General features: G+C 40.7%; 23 protein-coding genes and 1 pseudogene. 5 read left to right on the top strand and 19 right to left on the bottom strand.

Features of this window, described 5'->3' with window-relative positions:
- Nucleotides 1-71 precede the first annotated feature (71 nt).
- The 8 genes from MUB35_RS27975 to MUB35_RS27940 form a co-directional block, all read right to left on the bottom strand.
- Complete coding sequence (locus MUB35_RS27975; RefSeq protein ID WP_118616290.1) at nt 72-1,019, bottom strand: hypothetical protein; 948 nt, start codon at nt 1,017-1,019, stop codon at nt 72-74.
- Between the two features lie 286 nt (nt 1,020-1,305).
- Nucleotides 1,306-2,490 carry a radical SAM protein gene (locus tag MUB35_RS27970; RefSeq protein WP_173704260.1) on the bottom strand — a complete coding sequence of 395 codons (1,185 nt, stop codon included), beginning with the start codon at nt 2,488-2,490 and terminating at the stop codon, nt 1,306-1,308.
- A 17-nt stretch (nt 2,491-2,507) separates the two neighbouring features.
- Complete coding sequence (locus MUB35_RS27965; protein ID WP_173704259.1) at nt 2,508-3,758, bottom strand: glycosyltransferase; 1,251 nt, start codon at nt 3,756-3,758, stop codon at nt 2,508-2,510.
- Between the two features lie 27 nt (nt 3,759-3,785).
- Nucleotides 3,786-5,036, bottom strand: a complete 1,251-nt coding sequence (locus tag MUB35_RS27960; RefSeq protein ID WP_304657712.1) for a nucleotide sugar dehydrogenase — start codon at nt 5,034-5,036, stop codon at nt 3,786-3,788.
- A gap of 33 nt (nt 5,037-5,069) precedes the next feature.
- Nucleotides 5,070-6,101 carry an NAD-dependent epimerase/dehydratase family protein gene (locus tag MUB35_RS27955; RefSeq protein ID WP_187002793.1) on the bottom strand — a complete coding sequence of 344 codons (1,032 nt, stop codon included), beginning with the start codon at nt 6,099-6,101 and terminating at the stop codon, nt 5,070-5,072.
- A 22-nt stretch (nt 6,102-6,123) separates the two neighbouring features.
- On the bottom strand, nt 6,124-7,269 hold the full coding sequence (locus tag MUB35_RS27950; protein ID WP_244807215.1) for a glycosyltransferase family 4 protein: 1,146 nt from the start codon (nt 7,267-7,269) through the stop codon (nt 6,124-6,126).
- Between the two features lie 88 nt (nt 7,270-7,357).
- Nucleotides 7,358-8,809: a sugar transferase gene (locus MUB35_RS27945; protein WP_118486136.1), complete on the bottom strand. Its 1,452-nt coding sequence runs from the start codon at nt 8,807-8,809 to the stop codon at nt 7,358-7,360.
- A gap of 677 nt (nt 8,810-9,486) precedes the next feature.
- Complete coding sequence (locus MUB35_RS27940) at nt 9,487-10,731, bottom strand: sugar transferase (protein WP_244807214.1); 1,245 nt, start codon at nt 10,729-10,731, stop codon at nt 9,487-9,489.
- 764 nt (nt 10,732-11,495) lie between these two features.
- Here MUB35_RS27940 and MUB35_RS27935 point away from each other — a divergent pair.
- Nucleotides 11,496-11,822 (top strand): helix-turn-helix domain-containing protein, encoded by a 327-nt coding sequence (locus MUB35_RS27935; RefSeq protein ID WP_033142803.1) that lies wholly within the window; start codon nt 11,496-11,498, stop codon nt 11,820-11,822.
- A gap of 168 nt (nt 11,823-11,990) precedes the next feature.
- On the top strand, nt 11,991-12,134 hold the full coding sequence (locus tag MUB35_RS27930; protein ID WP_118594115.1) for a DUF3789 domain-containing protein: 144 nt from the start codon (nt 11,991-11,993) through the stop codon (nt 12,132-12,134).
- A gap of 83 nt (nt 12,135-12,217) precedes the next feature.
- Here the strand turns inward: MUB35_RS27930 and MUB35_RS30960 are convergent, their stop codons facing one another.
- The 7 genes and pseudogenes from MUB35_RS30960 to ylxM form a co-directional block, all read right to left on the bottom strand.
- Complete coding sequence (locus tag MUB35_RS30960; protein ID WP_334303738.1) at nt 12,218-12,457, bottom strand: 4Fe-4S binding protein; 240 nt, start codon at nt 12,455-12,457, stop codon at nt 12,218-12,220.
- A gap of 513 nt (nt 12,458-12,970) precedes the next feature.
- Nucleotides 12,971-13,663, bottom strand: a pseudogene (trmD, locus tag MUB35_RS30955) (tRNA (guanosine(37)-N1)-methyltransferase TrmD); the annotation flags it as partial.
- Nucleotides 13,664-13,739: 76 nt separating this feature from the next.
- Complete coding sequence (gene rimM, locus MUB35_RS27920; RefSeq protein ID WP_033142801.1) at nt 13,740-14,249, bottom strand: ribosome maturation factor RimM; 510 nt, start codon at nt 14,247-14,249, stop codon at nt 13,740-13,742.
- A gap of 173 nt (nt 14,250-14,422) precedes the next feature.
- Complete coding sequence (locus MUB35_RS27915; protein ID WP_018597481.1) at nt 14,423-14,653, bottom strand: KH domain-containing protein; 231 nt, start codon at nt 14,651-14,653, stop codon at nt 14,423-14,425.
- 21 nt (nt 14,654-14,674) lie between these two features.
- Nucleotides 14,675-14,920, bottom strand: coding sequence for a 30S ribosomal protein S16 (gene rpsP / locus MUB35_RS27910; protein WP_033142800.1), 246 nt, complete (start codon nt 14,918-14,920; stop codon nt 14,675-14,677).
- 33 nt (nt 14,921-14,953) lie between these two features.
- Complete coding sequence (gene ffh / locus MUB35_RS27905; RefSeq protein WP_033142799.1) at nt 14,954-16,300, bottom strand: signal recognition particle protein; 1,347 nt, start codon at nt 16,298-16,300, stop codon at nt 14,954-14,956.
- 3 nt (nt 16,301-16,303) lie between these two features.
- Nucleotides 16,304-16,648, bottom strand: coding sequence for a YlxM family DNA-binding protein (gene ylxM, locus MUB35_RS27900; RefSeq protein ID WP_033142798.1), 345 nt, complete (start codon nt 16,646-16,648; stop codon nt 16,304-16,306).
- Between the two features lie 46 nt (nt 16,649-16,694).
- Between ylxM and MUB35_RS27895 the strand changes: the two genes are divergently transcribed.
- Nucleotides 16,695-17,225, top strand: coding sequence for a Uma2 family endonuclease (locus MUB35_RS27895; protein ID WP_244807213.1), 531 nt, complete (start codon nt 16,695-16,697; stop codon nt 17,223-17,225).
- 51 nt (nt 17,226-17,276) lie between these two features.
- On the opposite strand, the gene MUB35_RS30580 is transcribed toward MUB35_RS27895, so the two are convergent.
- Nucleotides 17,277-18,050: an MFS transporter gene (locus MUB35_RS30580; protein WP_255786341.1), complete on the bottom strand. Its 774-nt coding sequence runs from the start codon at nt 18,048-18,050 to the stop codon at nt 17,277-17,279.
- Nucleotides 17,957-18,664, bottom strand: a complete 708-nt coding sequence (locus MUB35_RS30575) for an MFS transporter (RefSeq protein ID WP_255786340.1) — start codon at nt 18,662-18,664, stop codon at nt 17,957-17,959. Before MUB35_RS30575 ends, MUB35_RS30580 begins: the two co-directional genes overlap by 94 nt.
- Nucleotides 18,665-18,830: 166 nt before the next feature.
- Between MUB35_RS30575 and MUB35_RS27885 the strand changes: the two genes are divergently transcribed.
- Entirely contained in the window at nt 18,831-19,481 is a 651-nt protein-coding gene (locus MUB35_RS27885) for a TetR/AcrR family transcriptional regulator (RefSeq protein WP_033142795.1), read from the top strand.
- Between the two features lie 199 nt (nt 19,482-19,680).
- Here the strand turns inward: MUB35_RS27885 and larE are convergent, their stop codons facing one another.
- Entirely contained in the window at nt 19,681-20,499 is an 819-nt protein-coding gene (larE, locus tag MUB35_RS27880) for an ATP-dependent sacrificial sulfur transferase LarE (protein ID WP_148392794.1), read from the bottom strand.
- On the bottom strand, nt 20,496-21,848 hold the full coding sequence (larC, locus tag MUB35_RS27875) for a nickel pincer cofactor biosynthesis protein LarC (RefSeq protein WP_033142793.1): 1,353 nt from the start codon (nt 21,846-21,848) through the stop codon (nt 20,496-20,498). The genes larE and larC overlap by 4 nt, the downstream gene beginning before the upstream one ends.
- 322 nt (nt 21,849-22,170) lie before the next feature.
- Here larC and MUB35_RS27870 point away from each other — a divergent pair, with 322 nt between their 5' ends.
- Nucleotides 22,171-23,286 carry a DUF362 domain-containing protein gene (locus MUB35_RS27870; protein ID WP_148392796.1) on the top strand — a complete coding sequence of 372 codons (1,116 nt, stop codon included), beginning with the start codon at nt 22,171-22,173 and terminating at the stop codon, nt 23,284-23,286.
- The last annotated feature ends 198 nt before the right edge of the window (nt 23,287-23,484 follow it).

The following is a 23,484-nucleotide window of genomic DNA, read 5'->3' as shown; positions in this document are numbered from 1 at the left end:
TTTTTGTTATATTTTTATGTATTACATTCAATTTTCTATCATTTATTATTCAGTGTCGAATATTTATGTCGTTACTCACATTTTCCTAAAAAAGCTCCTATCATCATAGCTATCGGTACCGCTATCGGATGCACGAAAGCAGATTCTGCCATTGATACAATTATCAAATAACATATTCCACTCATTGCTGCAGCATAATATGAATTTTCTACTCTTCTAATTCCTTGGATTGCTTTGAGTAACATCATTACTGCAAAAATGTACGAAAACAGTCCAAAATATCCTGATTGCCCTAATATCATTGGCCAAAACGAATCACTTATAAATTGTGATGCCCCGATGCGTAACCCATTAATATTAGATAATCCATATGCTGCATATACCGATGAATAGTATACTCCAGAATAATATGAACCGAATGTAGCAAATCCTGCACCTAATGGAAACATATCTCTTGCAATTTCAAACGCTTTTGTAAGTAATTGATACCTAGCAGAATCCGGAATGATTGAACTGAAAAAATAATATTGTATTTGATCCCATCCTAAAATCACAACCAAAGGAATAAATAGCAACATTGTTCTCAGCGTTATTTTTTTCTTTCGAACAAACACAAAATAACATATTAATATGATTGCAAGTGCGGCTCCAAAAGCTTTGCTTCTTAAAGTAGAACACATTATGAGCAATAGCATTATTATATATTTCTTGCTTCCTGTTACATAATTTTTAAGTGAAAGGAGAATCATAATCAAAAACACACAGCAAGCTACAAGTACCGTTGGATGCGTGTACATCAATTGTTCAGATCTTAAACCATATCTTTCTGTCGCTTGGAAAATGTGAAGTGAATAATCAATAACAATTAACACTCCATACAATATCGTAATGCATTTTACATGAAAATATATTTTGCTTGCATATTTTTGCATATCTATTTTTGCAAAAATCTTTTTTCCAACATATAATGCAAGCCAAAATTTTATACATAAAAATGCATCCGATACTTCTGCTTTCAATATACTTTGATATCTATAAATGACACTAGATAGAAAACCAAAACATAAGAATACTAGAATGAACCTAGCATACCCCCCCATGTACATTTTTGTATTTTAAGTTTAAATTGATTCTTTTTTAGTTCAAATACAAAAACAGGGATAGATAATACCGCAAATAGTTCATCCATATAACCAACAACGGGTATATACTGTTCCATCCAATCTTTGAATACAAATATATATACTAGACATATGAAAATAGCATATCGCTTTGTAGTCTTACTTTTTGTTATAGAATACATTTTTATTTCTCCATCTGTTTTGCAATATCTTCATCAACAATCTGTTCTCCAGATTTATGTTTCAGTTGCTCTTTCGAAGCTTCACTTAATCCATTGTTAATTACACAATTAACATCACACGTACTACATTTATCAAGTTCTTCTTTTGTGACTTTTCCATCACGATAGTCACAGCAAATACGATTTTCATACATACTGTATGGTGTTTTACTAAACAAAGATTTAAATTTATGTATCAAAACCCATGTTGCTGGTTTCCAGATATATTTGTGCATAGCAGGTGAAACAGAGCCAATCATCCAACAATCACGATCACAGCAACGAACTTTCTTTCGTACCTCTTCTGCCTGTGGACTATTCCACAGTTCATCCCAAGACTGATTATTTAAATTACCCATAACTTCTTTATCCTTAGTTCCATTGCAAGGCATAACATCACCATATGGATCAATAAAGAATGTATCAAAACTCATATCACATGGAAGAAGTCTTTTTTGACCATAAATATAATTAATTAATCCATGATTAAAATATGCTCTAAACCATTTTTTAGGACTATTGCTACGTAACAACTCATTAACTAACTTTTCAAAATTTTTTGCAACCATTGGTCGGTCATGTATGATATTTTTTGCTTCTACGAAATAAAAACTATTATGTAAAGAAGCCGTTGCAAATTCCATTCCCATTTCATTACTAATTTTATATAGCGGTACAAGATCTGGTGCATTTTTATCCTGTACAGTCATACCAAACCCAACATCTTTCATACCCATTTCTCTAAGTTTTTTTAATGTGCCATATCCACGCTGATAACCGTTCTGGAGACCTCGTATTTCATTATTTGTCTCCTCAAGTCCTTCGATAGAAATACGTATACCAATATTAGGAAATTCTTTACAAAGATCTACAATACGATCTGTAAAAAATCCATTAGTTGAAATAACAATACGATCAGATTTTTTATATAACTCACGTACAATATCTTTCAAATCTGTTCTAATAAAAGGTTCTCCGCCTGTGATATTCGTAAAATACATTTTCGGCAATTTTTTTATTGTATCCAAGCTGATTTCCTCTTCTGGCTTAGATGGTGCTTTATAACGATTACACATTGAACATCTTGCATTACAACGATATGTAACGATTACTGTACCATTTAATTTTTTTTCTGCATTTTTTTTCATTTTTATTAATTACCTCTTTACTTTCTACTCTTGACAGCCTCATTAAAAATCTTCATCAAATCTTCATAATGTGTTTGTGGTGCAAATCTACTTTCAAGCCTTTTTCTACTAGCTTGCCCCATCTTTTTAACCAAGGTATCATCATCTAACATCTTAATTTTTTTTATAAGATCTTCAACATTTGATGGTTTAAATAAATATCCATTTTCTCCATCAATAACTAATTCAGGAAGACTTCCTATATTACTAGCAATAACTGGCTTTGAATATTGAAACGACTCTAAAGCAGTATTAGGTAAGTTATCATACCAAATTGAAGGAATTAATGTAAATCTAGCTCCTTTAATAACATTCTCTAGTTCCGCTCCACTCTTAAACCCAAGAAATTCAACATTCTTCATTTTATGATTCTCTACATATTTTTTCAGCCGTTTTGCCTCATCTGTTGTATCATCTCCCATAATTTTAACAGTATATTCAGGCAGTTTTTCATACGCTTTTATAACAGTTTCAACTCCCTTTTCTTCAGTAACACGTCCGAAATATAGTCCATACGATCCAATCTGCTGTTTCCCTATTGTTGTTTTACTTGCTGTAAAAGTAGGAATGCAATGAATTCTTTTTTCTTCAAATCCATTTAATGATAATTTTTTCTTCAAAAATTCTGATGGTGTTATAAATGCATATACATTTTTATATACATTTATCATTTTATGAAATTTCATAGAAAACACTCTTACAACAGATGCAAATAACGATCCTTTCACACATCTCTTTTTAATACAACTCTTATATCCCTTTGATAAACACTCCTCACAGACTTTCTTTTCATACATAAAATCAAATCTTGGACATAACAGAAAATAATCCGATAATCTTAATACAACAGGGACTCCCATTTTATTTGCACCTGTAATTACACTCGGAGACAATTTATTAACAAAATGAATAATATATACTAAATCTGGTTTTACATCATTTATTTCTTTTTTTAGTGCCTTTTCTACTTCACGAGAATAAATACTTCGTGTAAGTAACTGCCAAATTGATTTAGGTGTCTTTTTCACTTCATCAAAATATGTTGTATCTCGTCCACCAATTGGTTCTACAAAGTATTTTGAATATTCTGTTTCGACATTTTTATTGGAATGTATGGAAAAGGGTATAACCTCATGTCCATTATCTTCAAGCATCTTTTTAATATTAAACATATATTTTTCAGGGCCACCTGAAATGAAATATCTATAATTTACAATAAGTATTCTCAATGTCTTCTCCTTTCACTTTCAAATTCATCAATCCCTTTGAAAAATATCTCTTGTATATACTTTGTCTTTAACATCATCCAAACAACTATCATAACGATTAGCAATAATTGCCTGACTCTGCTTCTTAAACTCATCTAAATTATTAACTACTCTACTTCCAAAGAAAGTTTCTCCATCTTTCAGTGTAGGCTCATAAATAATAACCGTAGAACCTTTTGCCTTAATTCTCTTCATGACTCCCTGGATAGAACTCTGACGGAAATTATCACTATTACTCTTCATCGTGAGACGATATACACCTACCACAACATCTTTTTCTTTGCTTTCATCCCAGTCATCATTCGCTTCATATGCTCCAGCAAGTTCCAATACTCGATCAGCAATAAAATCCTTTCTCGTTCTATTAGACTCAACAATTGCTTCAATAAGATTTTCAGGAACATCTGCGTAGTTAGCAAGCAACTGCTTTGTATCTTTTGGTAAACAGTATCCACCATATCCAAAAGATGGATTATTATAATGTGTTCCAATACGAGGATCGAGACATACTCCATTAATAATCTGCTGTGTATTCAGACCTTTCATTTCGGCATAAGTATCTAACTCATTGAAATAAGAAACCCGTAATGCCAAATATGTATTTGCAAACAATTTGACTGCTTCTGCCTCTGTAAAGCCCATAAATAAAGTATCAATATCTTCTTTAATAGCACCTTCCTGTAAGAGCTGTGCAAACGTATGTGCAACTTTTACTAAACGTGCATTATTAATATCTGTTCCAACAATAATTCGGCTTGGATACAAATTGTCGTATAACGCCTTACTTTCTCTTAAAAATTCCGGACTAAAAATAATATTATCACAATGAAATTTTTCTCTAATACTTGTTGTATATCCAACAGGAATAGTCGATTTAATAACCATAATCGCTTCCGGATTATATTCAATGACTAATTTTATAACTGCTTCTACTGCAGAAGTATCAAAAAAATTCTTTTTGCTATCATAATTTGTTGGAGCTGCAATAACAACAAAATCTGCATCCTTATAAGCTTCTTCTGCATCCAATGTAGCTGTTAAATTCAAATTTTTTTCTTCTAAATATTTTTCAATATAATCATCCTGAATTGGAGATTTCTTATTGTTAATTAACTCTACCTTTTCTGAAATAATATCTACTGCTGTCACCTGATGATGCTGACTCAATAAAGTAGCAATAGATAATCCAACATATCCTGTCCCTGCCACAGCAATTTTCAATGAATTAAAATCTCTCATTTTTTCTCTCTTCTTCCTATTCTTAAAATATATTTACATATAAAACTCTTTGTACCATTCTGCAAACTTGCGTAATCCTTCACGTAAAGTTGTCGATGGCTTAAAACCATAGTCCCTTTCCAATGCTTGCGTATCAGCATATGTCACAGGAACATCTCCCGGCTGCATCGGAACAAGTTCTTTATGTGACTCAAAATCATAATCTTCTGGCAAAACCCTTGCTCTAATTAATTCTTCCTGAAGAATTTGTACAAAATCTAATAAGTTCTCTGGATGATTATTTCCAATATTGTAAACAGCATATGGCGGAATCGGCAAACCATCTTCTCCGTTCTTTTTCTCTGGTGCCCCCTGCATTATCCGTACAACGCCTTCCACAATATCCTCAACATAAGTAAAATCTCTTTTACAATTTCCATAATTAAAAATTTTAATAGTTTCTCCATTTAACAATTTATTTGTGAATCCAAAGTATGCCATATCGGGTCTTCCTGCCGGTCCATAAACAGTAAAGAAACGTAAACCAGTTGATGGAATATTATAGAGTTTTGAATATGCATGAGCCATCAACTCATTGCTTTTTTTCGTTGCCGCATATAACGATACTGGATTATCTACTTTATCATCTGTACTATACGGAACTTTCTTATTACTTCCATATACTGAAGAACTCGATGCATATACCAAATGTTCTACCGGATAATGTCTACATCCCTCTAATATGTTATAAAATCCAATCAAATTACCTTCTATATATGCGTCTGGATTTGTAATAGAATATCTCACACCTGCCTGTGCCCCTAAATTCACAACCACTTGAGGAGTATACTTCTCAAAAATCGAATTAATAAGTTCCTTATCTGCCAAATTTCCTTTTACAAAGGAAAATGTCTTACTAGATGAAAGTTTTTCTAATCTATATTCTTTTAAACGAACATCATAATAATCATTCATATTATCGAGTCCAACTATTTTTATTCCTTCTATTTCTTTTAATAACCTTTCAGCCAAGTTTGATCCAATAAATCCAGCTACACCTGTAATAAAAATCGTCTTGTTTTTCAATTCAATAAATTCTTTGCTCATTTTATCTCCTATACAATTCTAATGTTCTCTCCACAACATCATCCCAATTATATTTTTCACAAATATAACCTGCTGCTTCATCTTTATATTTCTGTACCTGTTGTGCATCCTCACATGCTTCTTGAAGCTTACTCTGCAAATCTGCTACATTACTTTTTTTAAATATGATTGCCTTATCTTCCACTACAGAAGCACATTCATCTATGTCAGATACCAAACAACAATTTCCATAACTCATTGCTTCTAAAAGACTTAATGGCATTCCCTCTAAATCGCTTGGTAAACTATAAATATAAGCATTGCTGTATAGTTCATCTAACAACTGTCCCTGAACAAATCCGGTAAAAATAATTCTGTCATCGTCTTTTGCAATTTCTTTTAACTGGTTAGCAAATTCATCAGTATCCGAACTGCCCCCTGCAATGACTAACTTCTTATCTGTTTTTACGTTCTTAAAGCCTTCAATCAGATAAGTAATTCCTTTTTCCGGAACAAGGCGTCCTAAAAATAAAATATAATCATCTTTCTTTAAACCAAATTTCTTGTCAATAAGTTCTGCCTTTCTAATAACTGGACGATTCACACCATTAGGGATAAACTTTGTATCACGTCCATAAGTCTCTTTAAAATAATTTTGTACTCCCTCACTGAGAACAATAATTTCATCTGCAAATTTAACAGCACATTTTTCGCCAAGCATAATATATGTGCTGGCTAACTTGCCCCATTTTGCTCTTTGATGATCAAGTCCATGAATCGTAGCGATACAACGTTTTCCAAATAATTTTGGCAACCATAACATTGCACATGGTCCTTCTGCATGAAAATGTACCACATCATATTTTCCAAACGCTGCTGCTACCGCTGCAAAAAATGAAGCACTCATCGCTGCTAGTCCTTTTTTATCTATCGTTGGTACATATTTCATTCGGATACCTTTATATTCTTTTAATTTCTTCTCATCAAATTCTTTACCACTTACATGATGTCCATTACGGTTATATACTGTTATCTTATGTCCTAGTTTTGCCATGCGAACCGTTAATTCTTCAACGACAATTTCAATTCCACCTTGACGACTCGGAATTGTCTTATGTCCAAGAACTGCAATTTTAAGTGGAAAAGTATTAATTTTCCTTTTATTCATAACTTCCTCTTATTATATTTATTACTTATCTATTATTACCTTCTGTGGCTTAAATTCTATTTACGGAAATCAAGCCACAATCATTTCATCACATAGATCCATCTTTTCTAAGAACTACCATTACTGTTTTAAGCAATATTTTTATATCTAGCCCAATGTTCCAATTTGTGATATACTCTTTGTCAAGACGAACCACTTCTTCAAAATCAGTAATGTCACTACGTCCGCTGACCTGCCACATACCGGTTATTCCTGGCTTTATTGCCAATCTTGCACGATGGTGCAGCTCATAAAAATTCGTTTCCGAAATCAAAGGTGGCCTGGTTCCAATTATTGACATATCACCTTTCAACACGTTAAAAAACTGCGGAAATTCGTCAATGCTTGTTCTTCTAATAAAATCCCCAATACCAGTCTTATGTGTTCCATCTGGAAGAATCTTATTTCCAATAACTCGTGGGTCAAAATCCAATTTGAACATCTTTTCATCACCCAGCTTGTTATCTTTCATAAGTTCAGCCTTACGTTCTTCTGCATCCATATACATGCTTCGGAACTTATACATTTTGAATCTCTTTCCATTCTTTCCTACACGTTCCTGTGCAAAGAAAATCGGTCCCGGTGATGCTATGTAAATTGCTGGAGCAACAAATATAAACAAGATTCCAGTAATCAGGCATCCTACCAAACCTCCGGCAATATCCATCAATCGTTTCAGCATCAGATCTCTTGTAGATGCATAGTTAATACTGGTAGTCAGTACTGTATAATCTCCAACTTTTTCTACAAACTGTTTTTTCCCCGGCACGCTTTGTACCTTTGCAAGATTCAGATGAACGGTTACTCCGGTTTCTGTAAACTGCTCGATCAGTTCTTTTGGATATGGAACTACACCGGATGTCACAATCAGAACTTCATCAATCCATTCCTTGCAGACATATTCAGCAGCATTTTCCATATTTGCAACTACTTTCACACCATCAATATACTTTCCTGTCATTTCTTTATCTATGACAGCAATTCCAGCAATCTTATACCGGGCATAATTATGCTCTTTCATGCTCTCTACTACTGAACTCACTACATCTGCTGAAACAACAAGAAGTAAGGAACGATTTTCACCATCTTCCATTTTCTTTCTAAGCAAATGTTTCCACAGCTCTCGTACCAGATAAGTAAGTAGAATATAGATAACGATATTCAGTACCAATGCCAGTCTGGAATATTGTTGTCCTTCCTGAAGCATAAACAGATAAAGCAATAAACATGCTCCGAGAATTATTCCATGCTGTGCTGTTACAACAAAATCTTTATAGTAGCCTCTTTTCAAAACGTTTTTCAATGTTCCCATCGCAAACAGTACTACCAAATCTGCTACTTCCATAAAGACAGCCATATTTCTGTAAAGAATTAGCTGGTATGGATTAGCTCCATATCCGCTTAACGCATACGCCAAAACGAACGCCACCTGCAAGCAGATTAAGTCCAAGATGATAAAATCCACATGTTTTATCCATCCTGTAGAATCTTTTCTATACATACTTTCTTTCCCCTTTACTCATTTTTCAGATCCCATTACGTTCGTTTTCAACTAACTGCTACAATCCTCTGACTTACCAACGAACAAAGACTTTTTATAAGAAAATACGCAGTCCTTCACAGAACTTTGTATATTACATTCAATACTACTAAGAAACAATCTATGCCCGGCACATAACCCAATTATCAGGGCAGGCAAAGCACAATAAAAAAATGGATTTCGATTAATTAAGAAATGTGATGCTATTTGATAATAGATAGCAGCCATAAGCAGACAGCCTATAGAAACTGCCAGATAGATTTTCCGATGTTTCATCAGATTCTTGCCATATTCAATTTTTCCGTTTGCTTCTTTCCCACTATAAGGGGCTAGGGAATTGCATTTGCACTCAGCGATCCGCTTCTGCTTCATTTTTCATACCTCGCTATACCCCCCCCCCCCACACATACACACTCTGGGGGATTTTAATTTTTTAGTTTTTCATTGTTCATATCTGCAACTAACGTCCCTTAGCCTGTCATTCTTTTCAGACTAACAGGCTCAAGTTTTCTCCTTTTCGATTTTTTTATTGCTCTGTGATTGGGTCAAACTGAGCATCCAAAGAGCCATCCAATATCTATGAACCGCTATAATGTGACCCTGCTGCAGCAATGAAAAATCGAATTATCATAAAACGCTTAAGCCACACATGCCGCATAAATACTGGAGTTTTCTCTGGTTGTCCCTATTATATCTCGGACTCCAACCAGACTCATATCACCTTTCAGAACATTCCAAAACTGCGGAAACTCATCCAGAGAAGTCTTTCGGATAAAATTCCCGATTCCTTTAATGATTCTGGGATCATTATCCATCTTAAACATCAGGCCATCCTGAATCTTATTCTTCTCCATCAGCTCTTTTTTCCGCGCCTCGGCATCCATATACATAGAACGGAATTTATAAATCTTAAACTTCTTCCCATTCTTTCCAACCCGAATCTGGGAAAAGAACACGGGTCCCGGTGATTTTATCTTAATAATGGGCGCAATAAATACAGTCAATATCCCTGTCATCAGAACACCGACAAATCCCCCGACAATATCCATAGCCCTTTTCAAAAACATATCCCTGGGTGAAGCCATTTTAATACTGCTGGAAAGCACAGTATATCCTGCCATTTTCTCCACGATCTGGTTATTGCCCAGCACTTCCAGCTTAGCCAGCTTCATATGTATCGTCACGCCCATGCTGGCGCAGCTCTTTATCATCTCATTCGGTATAACCGTCTCCTCTGAAGGATTGAAAAACACTTCATCCACCCAGTTCTTCTGGATATAAGAAACCATACTGTCCTTATCCGCCACAACAGGCACACCCAGAATCTTCTTGCCGGTCATATGCACATCTATAATAGCAATCCCATCCAGGTATAAATTCTCAAAATTATTCCTCAGGATAGTCTTCACCACTTCAGATGCCACATCCGCAGACGTCACCAGCAGCAGAGAACGCTTCCCTTCCTGCTTATCCACTCTTCTCTTAATATTCTGTTTCCACGCCAGTCTTGTAACATAGGACAACACAATATAAATGCCCCACATGCTGATAAAAATAACGCGGGAATATGTAGAGGACTGCTTCACAAAAAACAAATACACCAGCATAGTAGCTATAATATAAGTCACATGTTTAAATACAGCCACAAACTCTTTAAAATAGCCTCTCCTCAAAATACCGCTGTAACTTTCATTGAAAAAAACAACGACAAAAAAGATAAAAAGCAGGATAATCTCCACATCACGATAATTATCATCGGACAGCCGGAACATTTTCCCGTTTCTAAAGACATAACTCAGCAGAAATGAAACTTCCATACAGATTAAATCCAGTATGATGAAATCCAAATGCTTTAACCAACTACTTCCATTTTTCTGATACATAACTAACTCCCAAATCCCTCAATGATTTTGCCGCTTTTCGCAGCAATCGGCAGAATTATTTTATACGATCATACGAAAACTTTGTACATTCATCCCAGCCGTATAGGAAAAGCTGACCACTCCACCCTGTAATTCTAGGGCTGTATCGACACGGAGCGCCAGCCAATAATCACTTATTTATTCCTTTGTTCCTGTACATTCTAACGCGTTTGACATATTATGTCAAGCAACAGGATGCATCTTTTGTTATACATCTGTTTTCGGATTAATCTAAAATATTTCCAACAGGTTCCGTTTTCTCTTTAAATAAACACAAAAGCCGGCATATTTCCTTATGTTATCCGGCTTTTTAAAAAATAATCCATGAATCATTCCCCTTCCATTCGTCATATTAACATAACTGAACCGCTACGCCATTTTTCTTTCTCACGTAATGAAAATCCCATTCTGCCGGGGGCAGAACGCAGCACACGCATCTGCGGCAGCCTCACGAACGACACAGCACTTCATAAAGCAATTTTTTTCGACGTCCCATTTGCATAAAAAACAGCACTTTCAGAATACTATCTATAATAACCAGTTAAAAAGTGCCTGTAAAAAAATTACATTTTATTGTAACTTAGATTTTATCTTCTTATAGCAGTAATGAAAACGAACCTTGAGCACATTTTTTATCTCCTTACAGTTCATTTTTTACCGTTTTATTTCTGGTATCGTAGTCAAAGGGATATTTTTCCATAAATAAAATATACGGAGGACAAAAAATGAAGGAAATTGACAAAGTTTATGTAGGAAAAAGGATACAGCAGCAACGGGAATTACTGGGATATACCCGGGAAGAACTGGCTGAAAAGGCGGATATCACACCACGCTTCTGTTATGATTTGGAACTGGGACAAAAGGGGATGTCCGTGGACACTCTGTGTAAGCTGAAATCCGCACTGCATATTAATATTGACTACCTGCTCTTTGGAGAACAGAAGGCTCTGAATGATTTAAACTCTATCAAAATACTGATTGAAACCTGCCCCTCGGATAAACGCACCTTTTTGATCGACATCATCACCTCATATTTAAAGGCAGTAAAATAACTTCAAAACTTTCCCCTTCACTGGTTCCAGATAATTTATTGTAAATATAAATCTGTCAGATTATCCATCTAATATTCTTATTACTGAATAAACATCCCATATTTGCAATATAATATATATTAGAATACCTGTTCACAAATATTATAAAAGAAGGGCTGGGTTTATCCTATGATCGTTTTTATCGCTGTATCATTCCTGGTCGGCTCCATGTTCGGAATTCTGTTAATGTGCCTGGTTCAAATCAACCGGCTTCACGGGGACCCGGAACCTGGCAGCAGCCTTCCGGATGACTATTCTGACGCTAATATGTGACGCAAGTGAAAACAACAGACAAGCTTCACAAAAAAAGCACCGGAAGCAGAGTTTAATACTATGCCTCCAGTGCTTTCACTGAATTAAAACCACTCTATTTCACGTCTCTCCATATAATTGGATTCCAGATATTTCTGAACCTCCCCACAGTCATAGCTTCTGGCTTTGGCAGGACAGACTCTCGCACATCTCATACAGTTGATGCACAGACTTTCATCCACCTCATAGGTCTCCTTATCAATGGCGGCAGCCGGACATTTCTGCACACAGGCCTGGCAGCCATTGCACTTATCCCCATCCCAGAATTTTGCCACCGGTTTCATCTGCTTTGGTTCCGGTTCAGCTTCTCCGGGAAGCTCGACGGGGCCATGGAACTCCTCCTCCAGCCGTTTCTTTACTGTCACCGCAAACTTGCGGAAAATCTGCATATCTTCCTCATCCGGGCGTCCGGTTCCCAGTTTATCGGAATAAATATGAGGAATTACAGGCGCCACTGCCCCAATGCAGTAAAATCCCCTGTCCTCCAGTATTTTCTTCATCTGCGCCAGTGTATGGTCATAATGGCGGTTGCCGTATGCTGCCATTAAAATACACGGCGTATGGGACCCCTGCAGGTTTGTAAACAGCGCCTCATGCAATCTGGGTAGCTGTCCGCCATAGACAGGCGCTGCGGCAAGCAGCAGGTCCTTCTCTGTAAAGCTGTGTTTCTGTTTTCTCAATTTTCTTCTTGTCAAATCCAGATACTGTGGATTTTGTGACAGCATGCCGGCCAGCATCTCCGCTGCATGTTTTGTGCCTTCTGTGGGGCTGAAATACGCCACGGTCAGGGTCTTGTTTTTCTCCATAAGATCCGGTCTCCTCTCTTTTGTGCGCCTGAGGGACTGCTCCCATCTCCAGGCTTCAATTTTATTATGGTCACCGGTCAGCAGAACCTTTGGCACCTTTTTATCATGCCAGGTCTCAGGCCGCGTAAAATGAGGATATTCCAGCAGGTTGTCCTGCATGGATTCAAACTGGGCAGATTCCTCGTTGCTCAAAACGCCCGGTACAAAACGTGAAATGGCATCGATCATAACCATAGAAGCCAGTTCCCCGCCGGTGAGCACATAATCTCCAATGGAAACATAATCCGTCACGATTTCCTCCAGGACACGCTCATCTATGCCTTCATAATGTCCGCAGAGAAAGATAAGCTCCTCCTCCTGGGCAAAATCCTCCACCATTGTCTGGTTAAATACCTTTCCCTGTGGTGTCAGATAAATACAGCGGGGTTTTCTGCCCTTTTCTGCCGCCAGGGATTTCCCGGCAACGGAACAATAGGCCCGGTAAACCGGCTCTGCCTGCATGACCATACCGGCGCCTCCGCCATATGGGTAGTCATCCACTCTGTTATGTTTATTATCGGAAAAATCCCGGATATTGACTGTCTCCAGAGATATATGTTTCTCCTTCATGGCCCGGCCGATGATGCTGGTATCCAGCCCCTGCCGCACCATATCCGGAAATAGGGTCAACACATGAAAATTCATCGTAATCTCCATTCCGCTGCCCAAAAGCAGCACAAATAATATCTGTATCTAATCAGCCGCCAAAGCAGTCACCTGTTTAATCCAGAAGTCCGTCCATCAGATGTATCTCCATCCTGTTTTCTTCAATATCCACATCCAGAATACACTCGTGTATGGCAGGGAGCAGCACTTCTTTCCCTTCCCCCGTCTCTACAATATAAACGTCATTGGCTCCGGTCTCCATCACATCCTTCAGGACACCGAATTTCTCTCCGTTTTCCAGGTAAACATCAAGTCCGATAAGATCTGCAATGTAATACTCGTCCTCATCCAGGGGAATGGCCTGGTCTCTGGTCACATAAAGACTTCTGCCTTTGTATTTCTCTATGTCATTGATGTTGTTGATTCCTTTGAATTTAAGGATCGCGTACTGTTTAAAATATTTGACATTCTCAATTTCCAGTTCTATATACTCCCTGCCTGTATCCAGCAATACGCTGTCCAGGTCTTCAAATCTATGCACATCATCAGTGGTGGGATATACCTTGACCTCCCCGCGGATTCCGTGGGTGGTGGTGATCACACCTGCCTGTAATAAATCTTCCATGATCAAATTCCTTCCTATTATAAAACATCACGTTATTGCGGTCCTCTTTGTAATGAAAAAAGGGGGCTGATGCAGTAAAATTTACCGCGACAGCTCCCGCTTACACAGAACGGATATCATCCGCCGTATTCCTCGCCTGTACCGAAAGCCGCCCCGAAAGGCAGCCGGTCCAGTTATTGTAAAATATCTACGACTACTTTTTTGTCGCTTTTGGAAGATGCAGCTTTCACTACGGTACGGATTGCCTTGGCAATTCTTCCCTGACGGCCGATGACTTTGCCCATATCTGCCGGAGCCACTTTCAGCTCTACCAGAACGGCATTGTCCTCTTCTGTTTCCGTTACCGCAACTTCATCCGGATAATCTACAAGAGACTTTGCAATTACTTCTACTAATTCTTTCATTACAAGCTACCTCCCGGAATCCTATTTTTCGATACCAGCCGCTTTTAAGATTTTAGCAACAACTTCTGTCGGCTGTGCACCGTTAGCAAGCCACTTCTTTGCTGCTTCCTCGTCTACTTTGTAAACGCTTGGGTCCTGGTTCGGATCATATGTTCCAATCTCTTCGATGAATTTACCATCTCTCGGGGATTTGGAATCTGCAACGATGATTCTATAGAAAGGAGCCTTTTTCTGTCCCATTCTTCTTAATCTGATTTTTACTGCCATCTCATTCACCTCCTGGTTTTTTTCTTCTATATGTTAAAAGGGAAGTTTGAATTTTCCTCTTTTACCACCTTTGCCGCCCATAAGTCCGGGCATCTGTTTCATCATTTTCTTGGCCTGTTCAAACTGTTTGACCAGACGGTTGACTTCCGCCATATCCACTCCTGCCCCTTTGGCGATTCTCGCTTTTCTGGATGGGTTCAGGATCTCCGGATGAGAGCGCTCTCTGGGTGTCATGGATAAGATCATGGCTTCTTTTCTTGCCATATCTTTCTCATCTACCATGCTGTCGATATCTTTTATCTGACTGCCCATACCCGGTATCATGTTCAGTACACTGGATAAGCCGCCCATGTTTTTCATCTGGTTCATGCTCTCTAGATAATCGTCAAAACCAAAGGAATTCTTCCGGAACTTCTGCTCCATCTCCTTGGCTTTTTCTTCATCCAGATTGGCCTGCGCCTTCTCGATCAGACTCATCACATCGCCCATTCCCAGAATACGGGATGCCATACGGTCCGGATAGAACTGTTCCAGATCCGAAAGTTTCTCTCCCATACCCACGAATAAAATGGGTTTACCGGTGATTGCCCTGATGGATAATGCCGCACCGCCTCTGGCATCGCCATCCAATTTTGTAAGAACTACGCCGTCAATGCCGACTTTCTCTCCAAAGGTCTCTGCCACATTTACTGCATCCTGACCGGTCATGGCATCAACTACCAGAACAGTCTGGTCCACTTCAAGGGCTTCCTTGATGTCTGCAAGCTCTTTCATCATATCTTCATCAATATGAAGACGGCCTGCGGTATCCAGAATCAAAACATTGAATTTTTCTTTTTTTGCATGCTCGTATGCTGCCTTGGCGATATTCACAGGGTTCTGCTTATCGCCCATGGAAAATACTTCCACGCCCTGCTTTTCTCCGTTCACCTGTAACTGCGTGATAGCTGCCGGACGGTATACGTCACATGCTGCGAGGAGAGGTTTACGTCCTTTTGACTTCAGCTTGCCGGCCAGCTTCGCGGTTGTGGTTGTTTTACCTGCACCCTGGAGACCAACCATCATGATAACAGTTATCTCACTTCCCGGCTTTAACAAAAGCTCTGCAGTTTCGCTGCCCATCAGATTGACCAGCTCTTCATTTACAATCTTGATCACCATCTGACCCGGATTCAATCCTGACATGACGTCAGCACCTACTGCCCGCTCCTGGACGGATTTCATAAACTGTTTTACCACCTTGAAGCTTACATCAGCCTCCAAAAGTGCCATTTTCACTTCTTTCAGCGCTGCTTTTACATCGGCTTCGGTCAGACGGCCTTTTTTTCTCAAGTTTTTAAATACATTCTGAAGTTTATCGGTTAAGCTCTCAAATGCCATCTGCTATAACTCCTCTAATATTTCCTGGGAAATGTGTTCCACTTCTGTGACCAGCTCCTGTTTACTCATGGCCTCACAGTGTCCGGTCAATTCCCGGATGCGGTGGATCTTTTCCTTGATGTTCACAAACTTCTCCACCAGATGCAGTTTGTCCTCATAATCCTGCAGGATCCTGCCGCAGCGCTTCACGTTGTCATGAACACCCTGCCGGCTGATTCCCAGCTCTTCGGCTACTTCGCTCAAAGAATAGTCATTCAGCACTACATCCTCGTATATTCTGCGCTGATGCTCTGTTAAGAGTTCACCGTAGAAATCGTACAGTAAAGTCTGTTCTACAATTTTTTCCACTCATCATCACCTTGTGTATCATACAACATCTTTCTTAAGGTGTCAAGTGTTTTTTCTTTACAAACTTTTGTTCTCCCGCTTTTATCTTGTCTGGGCTGAACTGGTTGACGGTCAAATCTATTACCAGGCCGCACCCTGCCGGGTACACCAAAGAATTTTAGATAAACTACACACTGCCATAAATAATTATATCAAATCAAAAGCCGGTTTCTGTGAGGTCTACCCTGCCCCATTCGCTGTTAAATTATATGAGGATAAGAAAACCATCGTTGAACCTGATATAAGCGTCATATATAACCGTGACAAGCTTACAGACCGGGGTTGTACCGGGGCGCCGGATTGGATTATTGAAATTGTTTCGCCTGGTAATTCCAGTCATGACTACATCCGGAAGCTAAACCTGTACGCCGACGCAGGAGTTAGGGAATATTGGATCGTGGATCCGATCACGCAGACAATCCTCGTGTATAACCTTGAAGAAACTCACTTCCAAGTAGGTACTTACACATTCCACGATAAAATAAAAGCAAATATATATGATGATCTGTGGATTGACTTTTCAGATATCAGGCTTTGATCATTGTCCGATTATGGCAGCAGTTTTACGCTGTACCTGTCTGTTTTTTCTCTATTCCATCTGTTGTTTATTTTCCGCCTTGCGCTGTGACAGCTCCTCATGGATCTTTTCCATTTTCTTCTGACTCAGATCATAAAACACAAGCAGCACTGCCCCCAGGATCAAAAGACCTGCCGGAAGTCCCATGGAGATGACACGGATTCCGCGTATGACCTGTTCGGTGGGTTCTGTATTTGCCACATATCCCACCATGGAAAGTCCGAAACCGGCTATGGCGGTGCTGAATACCGCAGCGATCTTGATGGAGAGCTGGAACATGGAAAAGTACAGGCCCCTGGCATTCTTCCCGGTCTTCCATTCCCCGTAATCCACAGTGTCCGCGTACATGGAGGTATTCACCACATTTCCCCAGGAATAGCCGATGTATCCCACGGAAATCAAGGCAATGATCGCGGTGACGCTGCTGCTGAACAGAATGGCTAGAATCATTCCCGCTGCCAGTACAAGATTTCCGGTGATATAAGCGTTTCGTTTCGATAAAAATCTTGTGACAAAGGGCACGCTGCTTGCCCCCACAAAAGCCAGAATATTGACCACTCCGAAAAACGGAGCCGCGCCGTTGATATCATGCACCACATATTTGAAAAAATAAGGGAACATGGCGTACATGACCAGCATACTTAAGATGCGGGTCACATCTGTCAGAAACAGCAGCATCAGATTCCTGTTCTTTAAGACAAGCCCCAGCATTTCCCCGCTTTCAGACTGTCTTTTTTTCCTGAATCCCCCGGCATACTCTGAATATCTTTTCCTTTGGAAGCCCAGACCAGATTGCCATACAGGAGCACACACACAATCCCCGCCACTATGGAAGCCAGGAAAAAACCTCCGGCATTCATCTCTTTTCCTCCGCCTAATATGGTGATCAGGGGAATCAGCAGAAATCCGGCCAGACATTTTCCCAGGGCATTTCCCTGTCCGCGGAACGTGGAGAGCTGTACACGCTCTTTCTGGTCATTGGTAAGGGATGAATTCATGGATGTATATCCCGTGTAGGCAATGTTTGTGGAGATACAGAACACTGCATAGACGATACAGGCCAGAATCGCCTTTGCCGGCATGGAAATACGATTATTCAAAAACATAAGTGCATTGGTGACGAAAATAAGTGGCGCGCCGATGATCAGCCAGGACCTGTATTTGCCCCATTTCATATGACTCTTTTCTATCACCGCACCGATGACCGGCGGGCTGCAGCTGTCAATGATTCTTCCCACCATCATCAGTGTTCCGGCTGCCGCTGCCGTGATTCCCGCCACATCTGTATAAAACATGAGCAGATATGTATTCGACATGGTGACCATAAAGATAAACCCCAAATCCGCAAGACCATAGGATACCTTCAGATATCCCCCCAGTTTTTCTTTTCTCTTTTCCATTTCATCCTCCTTCTCCGTGTGATTGGCAGTTACTTATTTTCCCTCCTTTCAATTTTGAATATTTTTCATTTTATATAATATTCATTGTAGCAGGTTTCCGTTGTCATGTCCACGTAATCTGTGATATTATGTAAAAAATGGATGTAGAAAAATAAGGGGGGATTTCATGCAGTATGCCAACGGAATATTGACAAAGGAATTGATTTACCAGACCGCTCGCCGGCTGATGTACGAGAATGGATATAAGAAGACCACATACCAGATGATTGCCCAGAAAGCAAATGTACCGGTGGGACTGGTCAATTATCATTTTAAAAAACAGGAACTGCTGGATAAAATATATATGGATTATCTCTGTCAAATCCAGAATTTTATTGCCGCACAGGCAGAGGGACTTCTCGACAATGAGCTGCAGGCTCATATGCTGCAGTCCAACATTATGATGACACAGATTTTTCGCGATTCCCATATCCTCTCTTTTCACCTGGAGGTCAATGAGAGTGATCTGGTTCCCCCTGCCTTCCACGGGGCTGTCAGAAAAAAACAGGTGGAAATACTGAACTATTTTCATGTGGATATCACACCGGAATCTTATTACTGGTGCGCAGCCGCAGAGTACGGTGCCAGACGTGAACTGATCCTGCAGAACAAAGATGTGGATATCAACAGCAGTGATTTCCGGCGGCTGTTGGATCTGCTGCCCACCATAGCAGTCCGGATCGCAGGATTAAGCCCCGCGATCATTCAGAAGAACCAGGAAAAGGCCAACCGGGTCTTTGCTGGGCTTGACTATTCCGGGATTCTTATGCTTCCCTGAAACAAAGCAGGATGACGTTCCCTGCTGCCGGACGCACAACGAGGGTACTGTGAGATATCACAGTGCCCTCGTTTTTTGATATTTATATTTTCTTTTCCATTGCCTATATCATATACTATTTCTTCACGGCCTGCAAGCAGAAACGTATATTATTTTTCGACTCTTGTCTCGGGCTGCGGCTTTTCACAGATCAGGCCAGTCAAGAAAGCGTCTCATCCATACTTCCGCTTCGGAATCCTTCCATATCCAATGTAATATAAGAAAATCCTGTCTGTTTCAATCTGTCTGTTATCTCCTGCCTCTTTTCTATAAATGCAGAAAAATCAGATACAGGAATCTCAATCCTTGCAATATTGCCGTGCAGGCGCAGTCTTACCACCGGAAACCCTGCCTGCTTCAGATATGTCTCACCGTCTTCGATCTTCCTTAAGATATCCGGCTGCAGATCAGCCCCATAGGGAAGGCGGGTGGCAAGGCAGGGGGCTGCGGGGCGGTTTGCCACGGAGATTCCCAGCTTCTCTGCAAGGCTTCTCACCTCTTTTTTTGTAAGACCCGCTTCGGCAAGAGGACTTTTTACCCCCAGCTCACGTACTGCCCTAAGGCCCGGCCGGTATACATGGAGGTCATCCTCATTGGTTCCCTCCAGGACTGCCGCCGCATGGACCTTCCCGGCAAATGTTATGAGGTTTTGGAACAGCATTTTCTTGCATTGGTAGCATCTGTCCACCGGATTGTGTTGAATGGCAGAATTATCCAGCTCATTGATAAAGATCACCTGATGGATGGCCCCCATCTCTTTTGCCACCTTTTTTGCGATATCTAAATCGCAGGACGGGTGAAGCACCGTGTCAAAAGTCACTGCATATATTTTAGTGCCCTCTGCGGCACAATCCACAGCCAGTTTCAGCAGCAGGCTGCTGTCCGCACCGCCGGAAAAAGCGATGCACACATCCCGGTCTGTGTATTTCTTCATAATAGAATATAATGCTTCTTCTTTCTCTGTAAAATTCTGATTCATTTTCCGTCTCCGTTCATTCTCTTATCCGCCGCGTCCACAGCCTCTTTACAGATTTCCGGGAAACTGCGGTCTGCTGTTCTGCAGGCGGCTTTCATATCTTCGTATTCGGGATAAAAAAATTCCTGTCCGTGATGGCTGCATTTCTTAACCCTCACTTCCTGTCCGTCCGGAAGTGTGACTGTGATGATCTCTCTTGGAAGGATGCTCCGCTCCTCCCTGTATTTTCTGAGACCGATACTGGTGGTCTCACGGAAAATGACAGTTTCCATTTTCTCCTCATCCTTCGGCCTGCAGATGACCTGGAGCATGTAGGCAGGACGGTTTTTCTTCATGTATACGGGTATGCAGGAGGTGTCAAGTGCCCCTTCCCGTAACAGGCATTCCATGGCATACCCCAATTGTTCACCGGAACAGTCATCCACATTTGTCTCCAGCACGGTAACAGTATTCAGCGAACCTGCGGCAATTCCCTGATTTGTCTTCACAGCATTATCTGCCCCATTTTTCCTGTTCTCTGTACTGCCGGCCGCTTTTTCCTTTTTTTCGGATACAGCATCTGTATCCGTGTTCAGGATCATGGCACGCAGAATATTGGCATGGGGAAAATCCTTTTTCCCTGCTCCCACACCGACCTTTTCAACCACAAAACGCTCAGGGAGTTTTCTTTCCGCAGTGAGAGCGGCTGCAATTCCCGCGCCTGTGGGTGTGATCATCTCCCCTTCCACCGGCGTAAATTTTACGGGTATCCTGTGGTCAGCCATCATCTCCAGCACAGCGGGAGCCGGTACGGGGATCCTGCCGTGCTGACACCAGGTGGTTCCCTTTCCTTCCCAGAGTTCAGAAGTCAGGATGCTGTCAAATCCCAGCTTGTCCAGACATATGGCTGCGGCTGTTATATCCACTATGGAATCCACAGCCCCCACCTCATGGAAATGCACCTGGTCCACAGGCATTCCATGGACCTTCGCCTCCGCTTCTGCAATGACGTGAAAGATTTTCAGACTCATTTCTTTGACACGGGAATTCAGCTCTGACTGGCTGATCAGTTCACTGATCTCTTTGTAACTGTTGTGGGAATGGCTGTGACTGTGTTCGTGTCCTTCCCCGGGATGGGAATGGTCATGACTATGGCCGTGCATTTCTCCATCCTCTTTCAGTATCACATCAAAGTCTGCCGCTGTAATCTGGTTTTTCTTTGTCCTGGATATTTTGATCTCGTATCCGTCCAGATGCAGCTTGGCAAGCTCCTGCCTCAGATACGCCTCTTCCACTCCCAGGTCCGTAAGCGCGGCCACTGTCATATCACCGCTGATTCCCGAATAACATTCCAGATATAATTTTCTGCTCATCTCGTCTTTTGCTCCTGTCTTCTGTGTATTTTACGATACGGCGCAGGTTTTTCCCTGTAAACCGGTATCCTGATTTTTCTGTTTTCTCTTTTTAGTCTATCACAGACTCTGCCACAACTGCAATTCACTGTTTGCCAAACGTGTGGGTATATTTTTTGCGCTGTTACTTATTCTATCACACTTTCCATGGACTGAAAATGTCAGAAATTGATATATATGCCGGATACTATCCAAATATTGCTTTTTTTTCCATTTTGTCTTGTATCTTATATAGTTAAATGCTAAAATTATCTCCAGAATACATAGATTGGAGGATTAACGAATGACAGCATCTAAAGTGTACTACTCAGACCTTCGTGTAAAAAATGGAGACAACCTGCTGACAAAGCTTCAGCGTTTGATTAAAACGGCCGGCATCGGCGAAATTGATTTTGAGGACAAATACGCTGCCATCAAAATGCATTTCGGAGAGCCCGGAAATCTGGCCTTTCTTCGCCCGAATTATGCAAAGGCTGTTGCAGACGTAGTAAAAGAGCTGGGAGGAAAACCATTCCTCACCGACTGCAACACATTATATGTAGGAGGCAGGAAAAATGCGCTGGATCATCTGGACAGCGCAAACTTAAACGGTTTCCATCCTCTCACAACAGGCTGCCAGGTTTTGATCGCAGACGGCCTGAAGGGAACAGATGAGGAGCTGGTACCCGTAGAGGGCGGCCAGTATGTAAAAGAGGCAAAAATTGGACGTGCAGTCATGGACGCAGATGTATTTATTTCCCTGACTCATTTCAAAGGCCATGAGGCTACCGGATTCGGCGGTACCCTGAAAAACATCGGTATGGGCTGTGGTTCCCGTGCAGGCAAGATGGAGATGCACAGTGCCGGAAAGCCTCATGTAGATCAGGATCTGTGTATCGGATGCAGACAGTGTGCAAAGGTCTGTGCCCATGATGCCCCGCAGTTCGAGAACAAAAAGGCCTATATTGACCACGACAAATGTGTGGGCTGCGGCAGATGTATCGGTGTCTGTCCAAAAGATGCCGTACAGCCGGCTTCCGATGAGTCCAATGATATCTTAAACTGCAAGATTGCAGAGTACACAAAAGCCGTTGTGGACGGACGCCCCAATTTCCACATCAGCCTTGTGATCGATGTGTCCCCGTACTGCGACTGCCATGCGGAAAATGACGCGGCCATTGTGCCAAACATCGGTATGTTCGCTTCCTTTGACCCGGTAGCCCTGGATATGGCCTGCGCTGACGCGGTCAATGCACAGCCGGAGATCAAGAACAGTCTTCTGGGAGAGATGACGGAAGAAGAACATCACCACGACCATTTCCACACCATTTTCCCGGAGACTAACTGGGAATCCTCTATTGAACATGCAGTGAAGATCGGACTTGGACAGAAAGAATACGAATTGATCACTGTGAAATAAAAAGGAATTTCCCTGTCTGCATAATTGCAGACAAGAGCCACAAAAAGAACGACGAGACGGCTGCTGTCCGGATTACTTCTGATATGATACCTCTTAAGTAGACAATGGAAATAACCAAAAGCTACTTAGGAGGTATTTTTATGTCCAAATCACCACATACAGTAGAATTCCGTGCAAAGGTTTCACAGGAGTACCTTG

This window comes from Blautia sp. NSJ-175 (genome assembly GCF_022867815.1).
GTDB lineage: Bacteria > Bacillota > Clostridia > Lachnospirales > Lachnospiraceae > Blautia > Blautia celeris.
This window is presented reverse-complemented; position numbering and strand designations above follow the sequence as displayed.

Bases quoted from the DNA above. Each gene is read 5' to 3' on its own strand.
- MUB35_RS27970 (WP_173704260.1), bottom strand. From the start codon at position 2,490: ATGAAAAAAAATGCAGAAAAAAAATTAAATGGTACAGTAATCGTTACA.
- MUB35_RS27960 (WP_304657712.1), bottom strand. From the start codon at position 5,036: ATGAGAGATTTTAATTCATTGAAAATTGCTGTGGCAGGGACAGGATAT.
- MUB35_RS27950 (WP_244807215.1), bottom strand. From the start codon at position 7,269: ATGAATAAAAGGAAAATTAATACTTTTCCACTTAAAATTGCAGTTCTT.
- MUB35_RS27945 (WP_118486136.1), bottom strand. From the start codon at position 8,809: ATGTATAGAAAAGATTCTACAGGATGGATAAAACATGTGGATTTTATC.
- MUB35_RS27940 (WP_244807214.1), bottom strand. From the start codon at position 10,731: ATGTATCAGAAAAATGGAAGTAGTTGGTTAAAGCATTTGGATTTCATC.
- MUB35_RS27935 (WP_033142803.1), top strand. From the start codon at position 11,496: ATGAAGGAAATTGACAAAGTTTATGTAGGAAAAAGGATACAGCAGCAA.
- MUB35_RS27930 (WP_118594115.1), top strand. From the start codon at position 11,991: ATGATCGTTTTTATCGCTGTATCATTCCTGGTCGGCTCCATGTTCGGA.
- MUB35_RS30960 (WP_334303738.1), bottom strand. From the start codon at position 12,457: ATGAAACCGGTGGCAAAATTCTGGGATGGGGATAAGTGCAATGGCTGC.
- rimM (WP_033142801.1), bottom strand. From the start codon at position 14,249: ATGGAAGATTTATTACAGGCAGGTGTGATCACCACCACCCACGGAATC.
- MUB35_RS27915 (WP_018597481.1), bottom strand. From the start codon at position 14,653: ATGAAAGAATTAGTAGAAGTAATTGCAAAGTCTCTTGTAGATTATCCG.
- rpsP (WP_033142800.1), bottom strand. From the start codon at position 14,920: ATGGCAGTAAAAATCAGATTAAGAAGAATGGGACAGAAAAAGGCTCCT.
- ffh (WP_033142799.1), bottom strand. From the start codon at position 16,300: ATGGCATTTGAGAGCTTAACCGATAAACTTCAGAATGTATTTAAAAAC.
- MUB35_RS30575 (WP_255786340.1), bottom strand. From the start codon at position 18,664: ATGGAAAAGAGAAAAGAAAAACTGGGGGGATATCTGAAGGTATCCTAT.
- MUB35_RS27885 (WP_033142795.1), top strand. From the start codon at position 18,831: ATGCAGTATGCCAACGGAATATTGACAAAGGAATTGATTTACCAGACC.
- larE (WP_148392794.1), bottom strand. From the start codon at position 20,499: ATGAATCAGAATTTTACAGAGAAAGAAGAAGCATTATATTCTATTATG.
- larC (WP_033142793.1), bottom strand. From the start codon at position 21,848: ATGAGCAGAAAATTATATCTGGAATGTTATTCGGGAATCAGCGGTGAT.
- MUB35_RS27870 (WP_148392796.1), top strand. From the start codon at position 22,171: ATGACAGCATCTAAAGTGTACTACTCAGACCTTCGTGTAAAAAATGGA.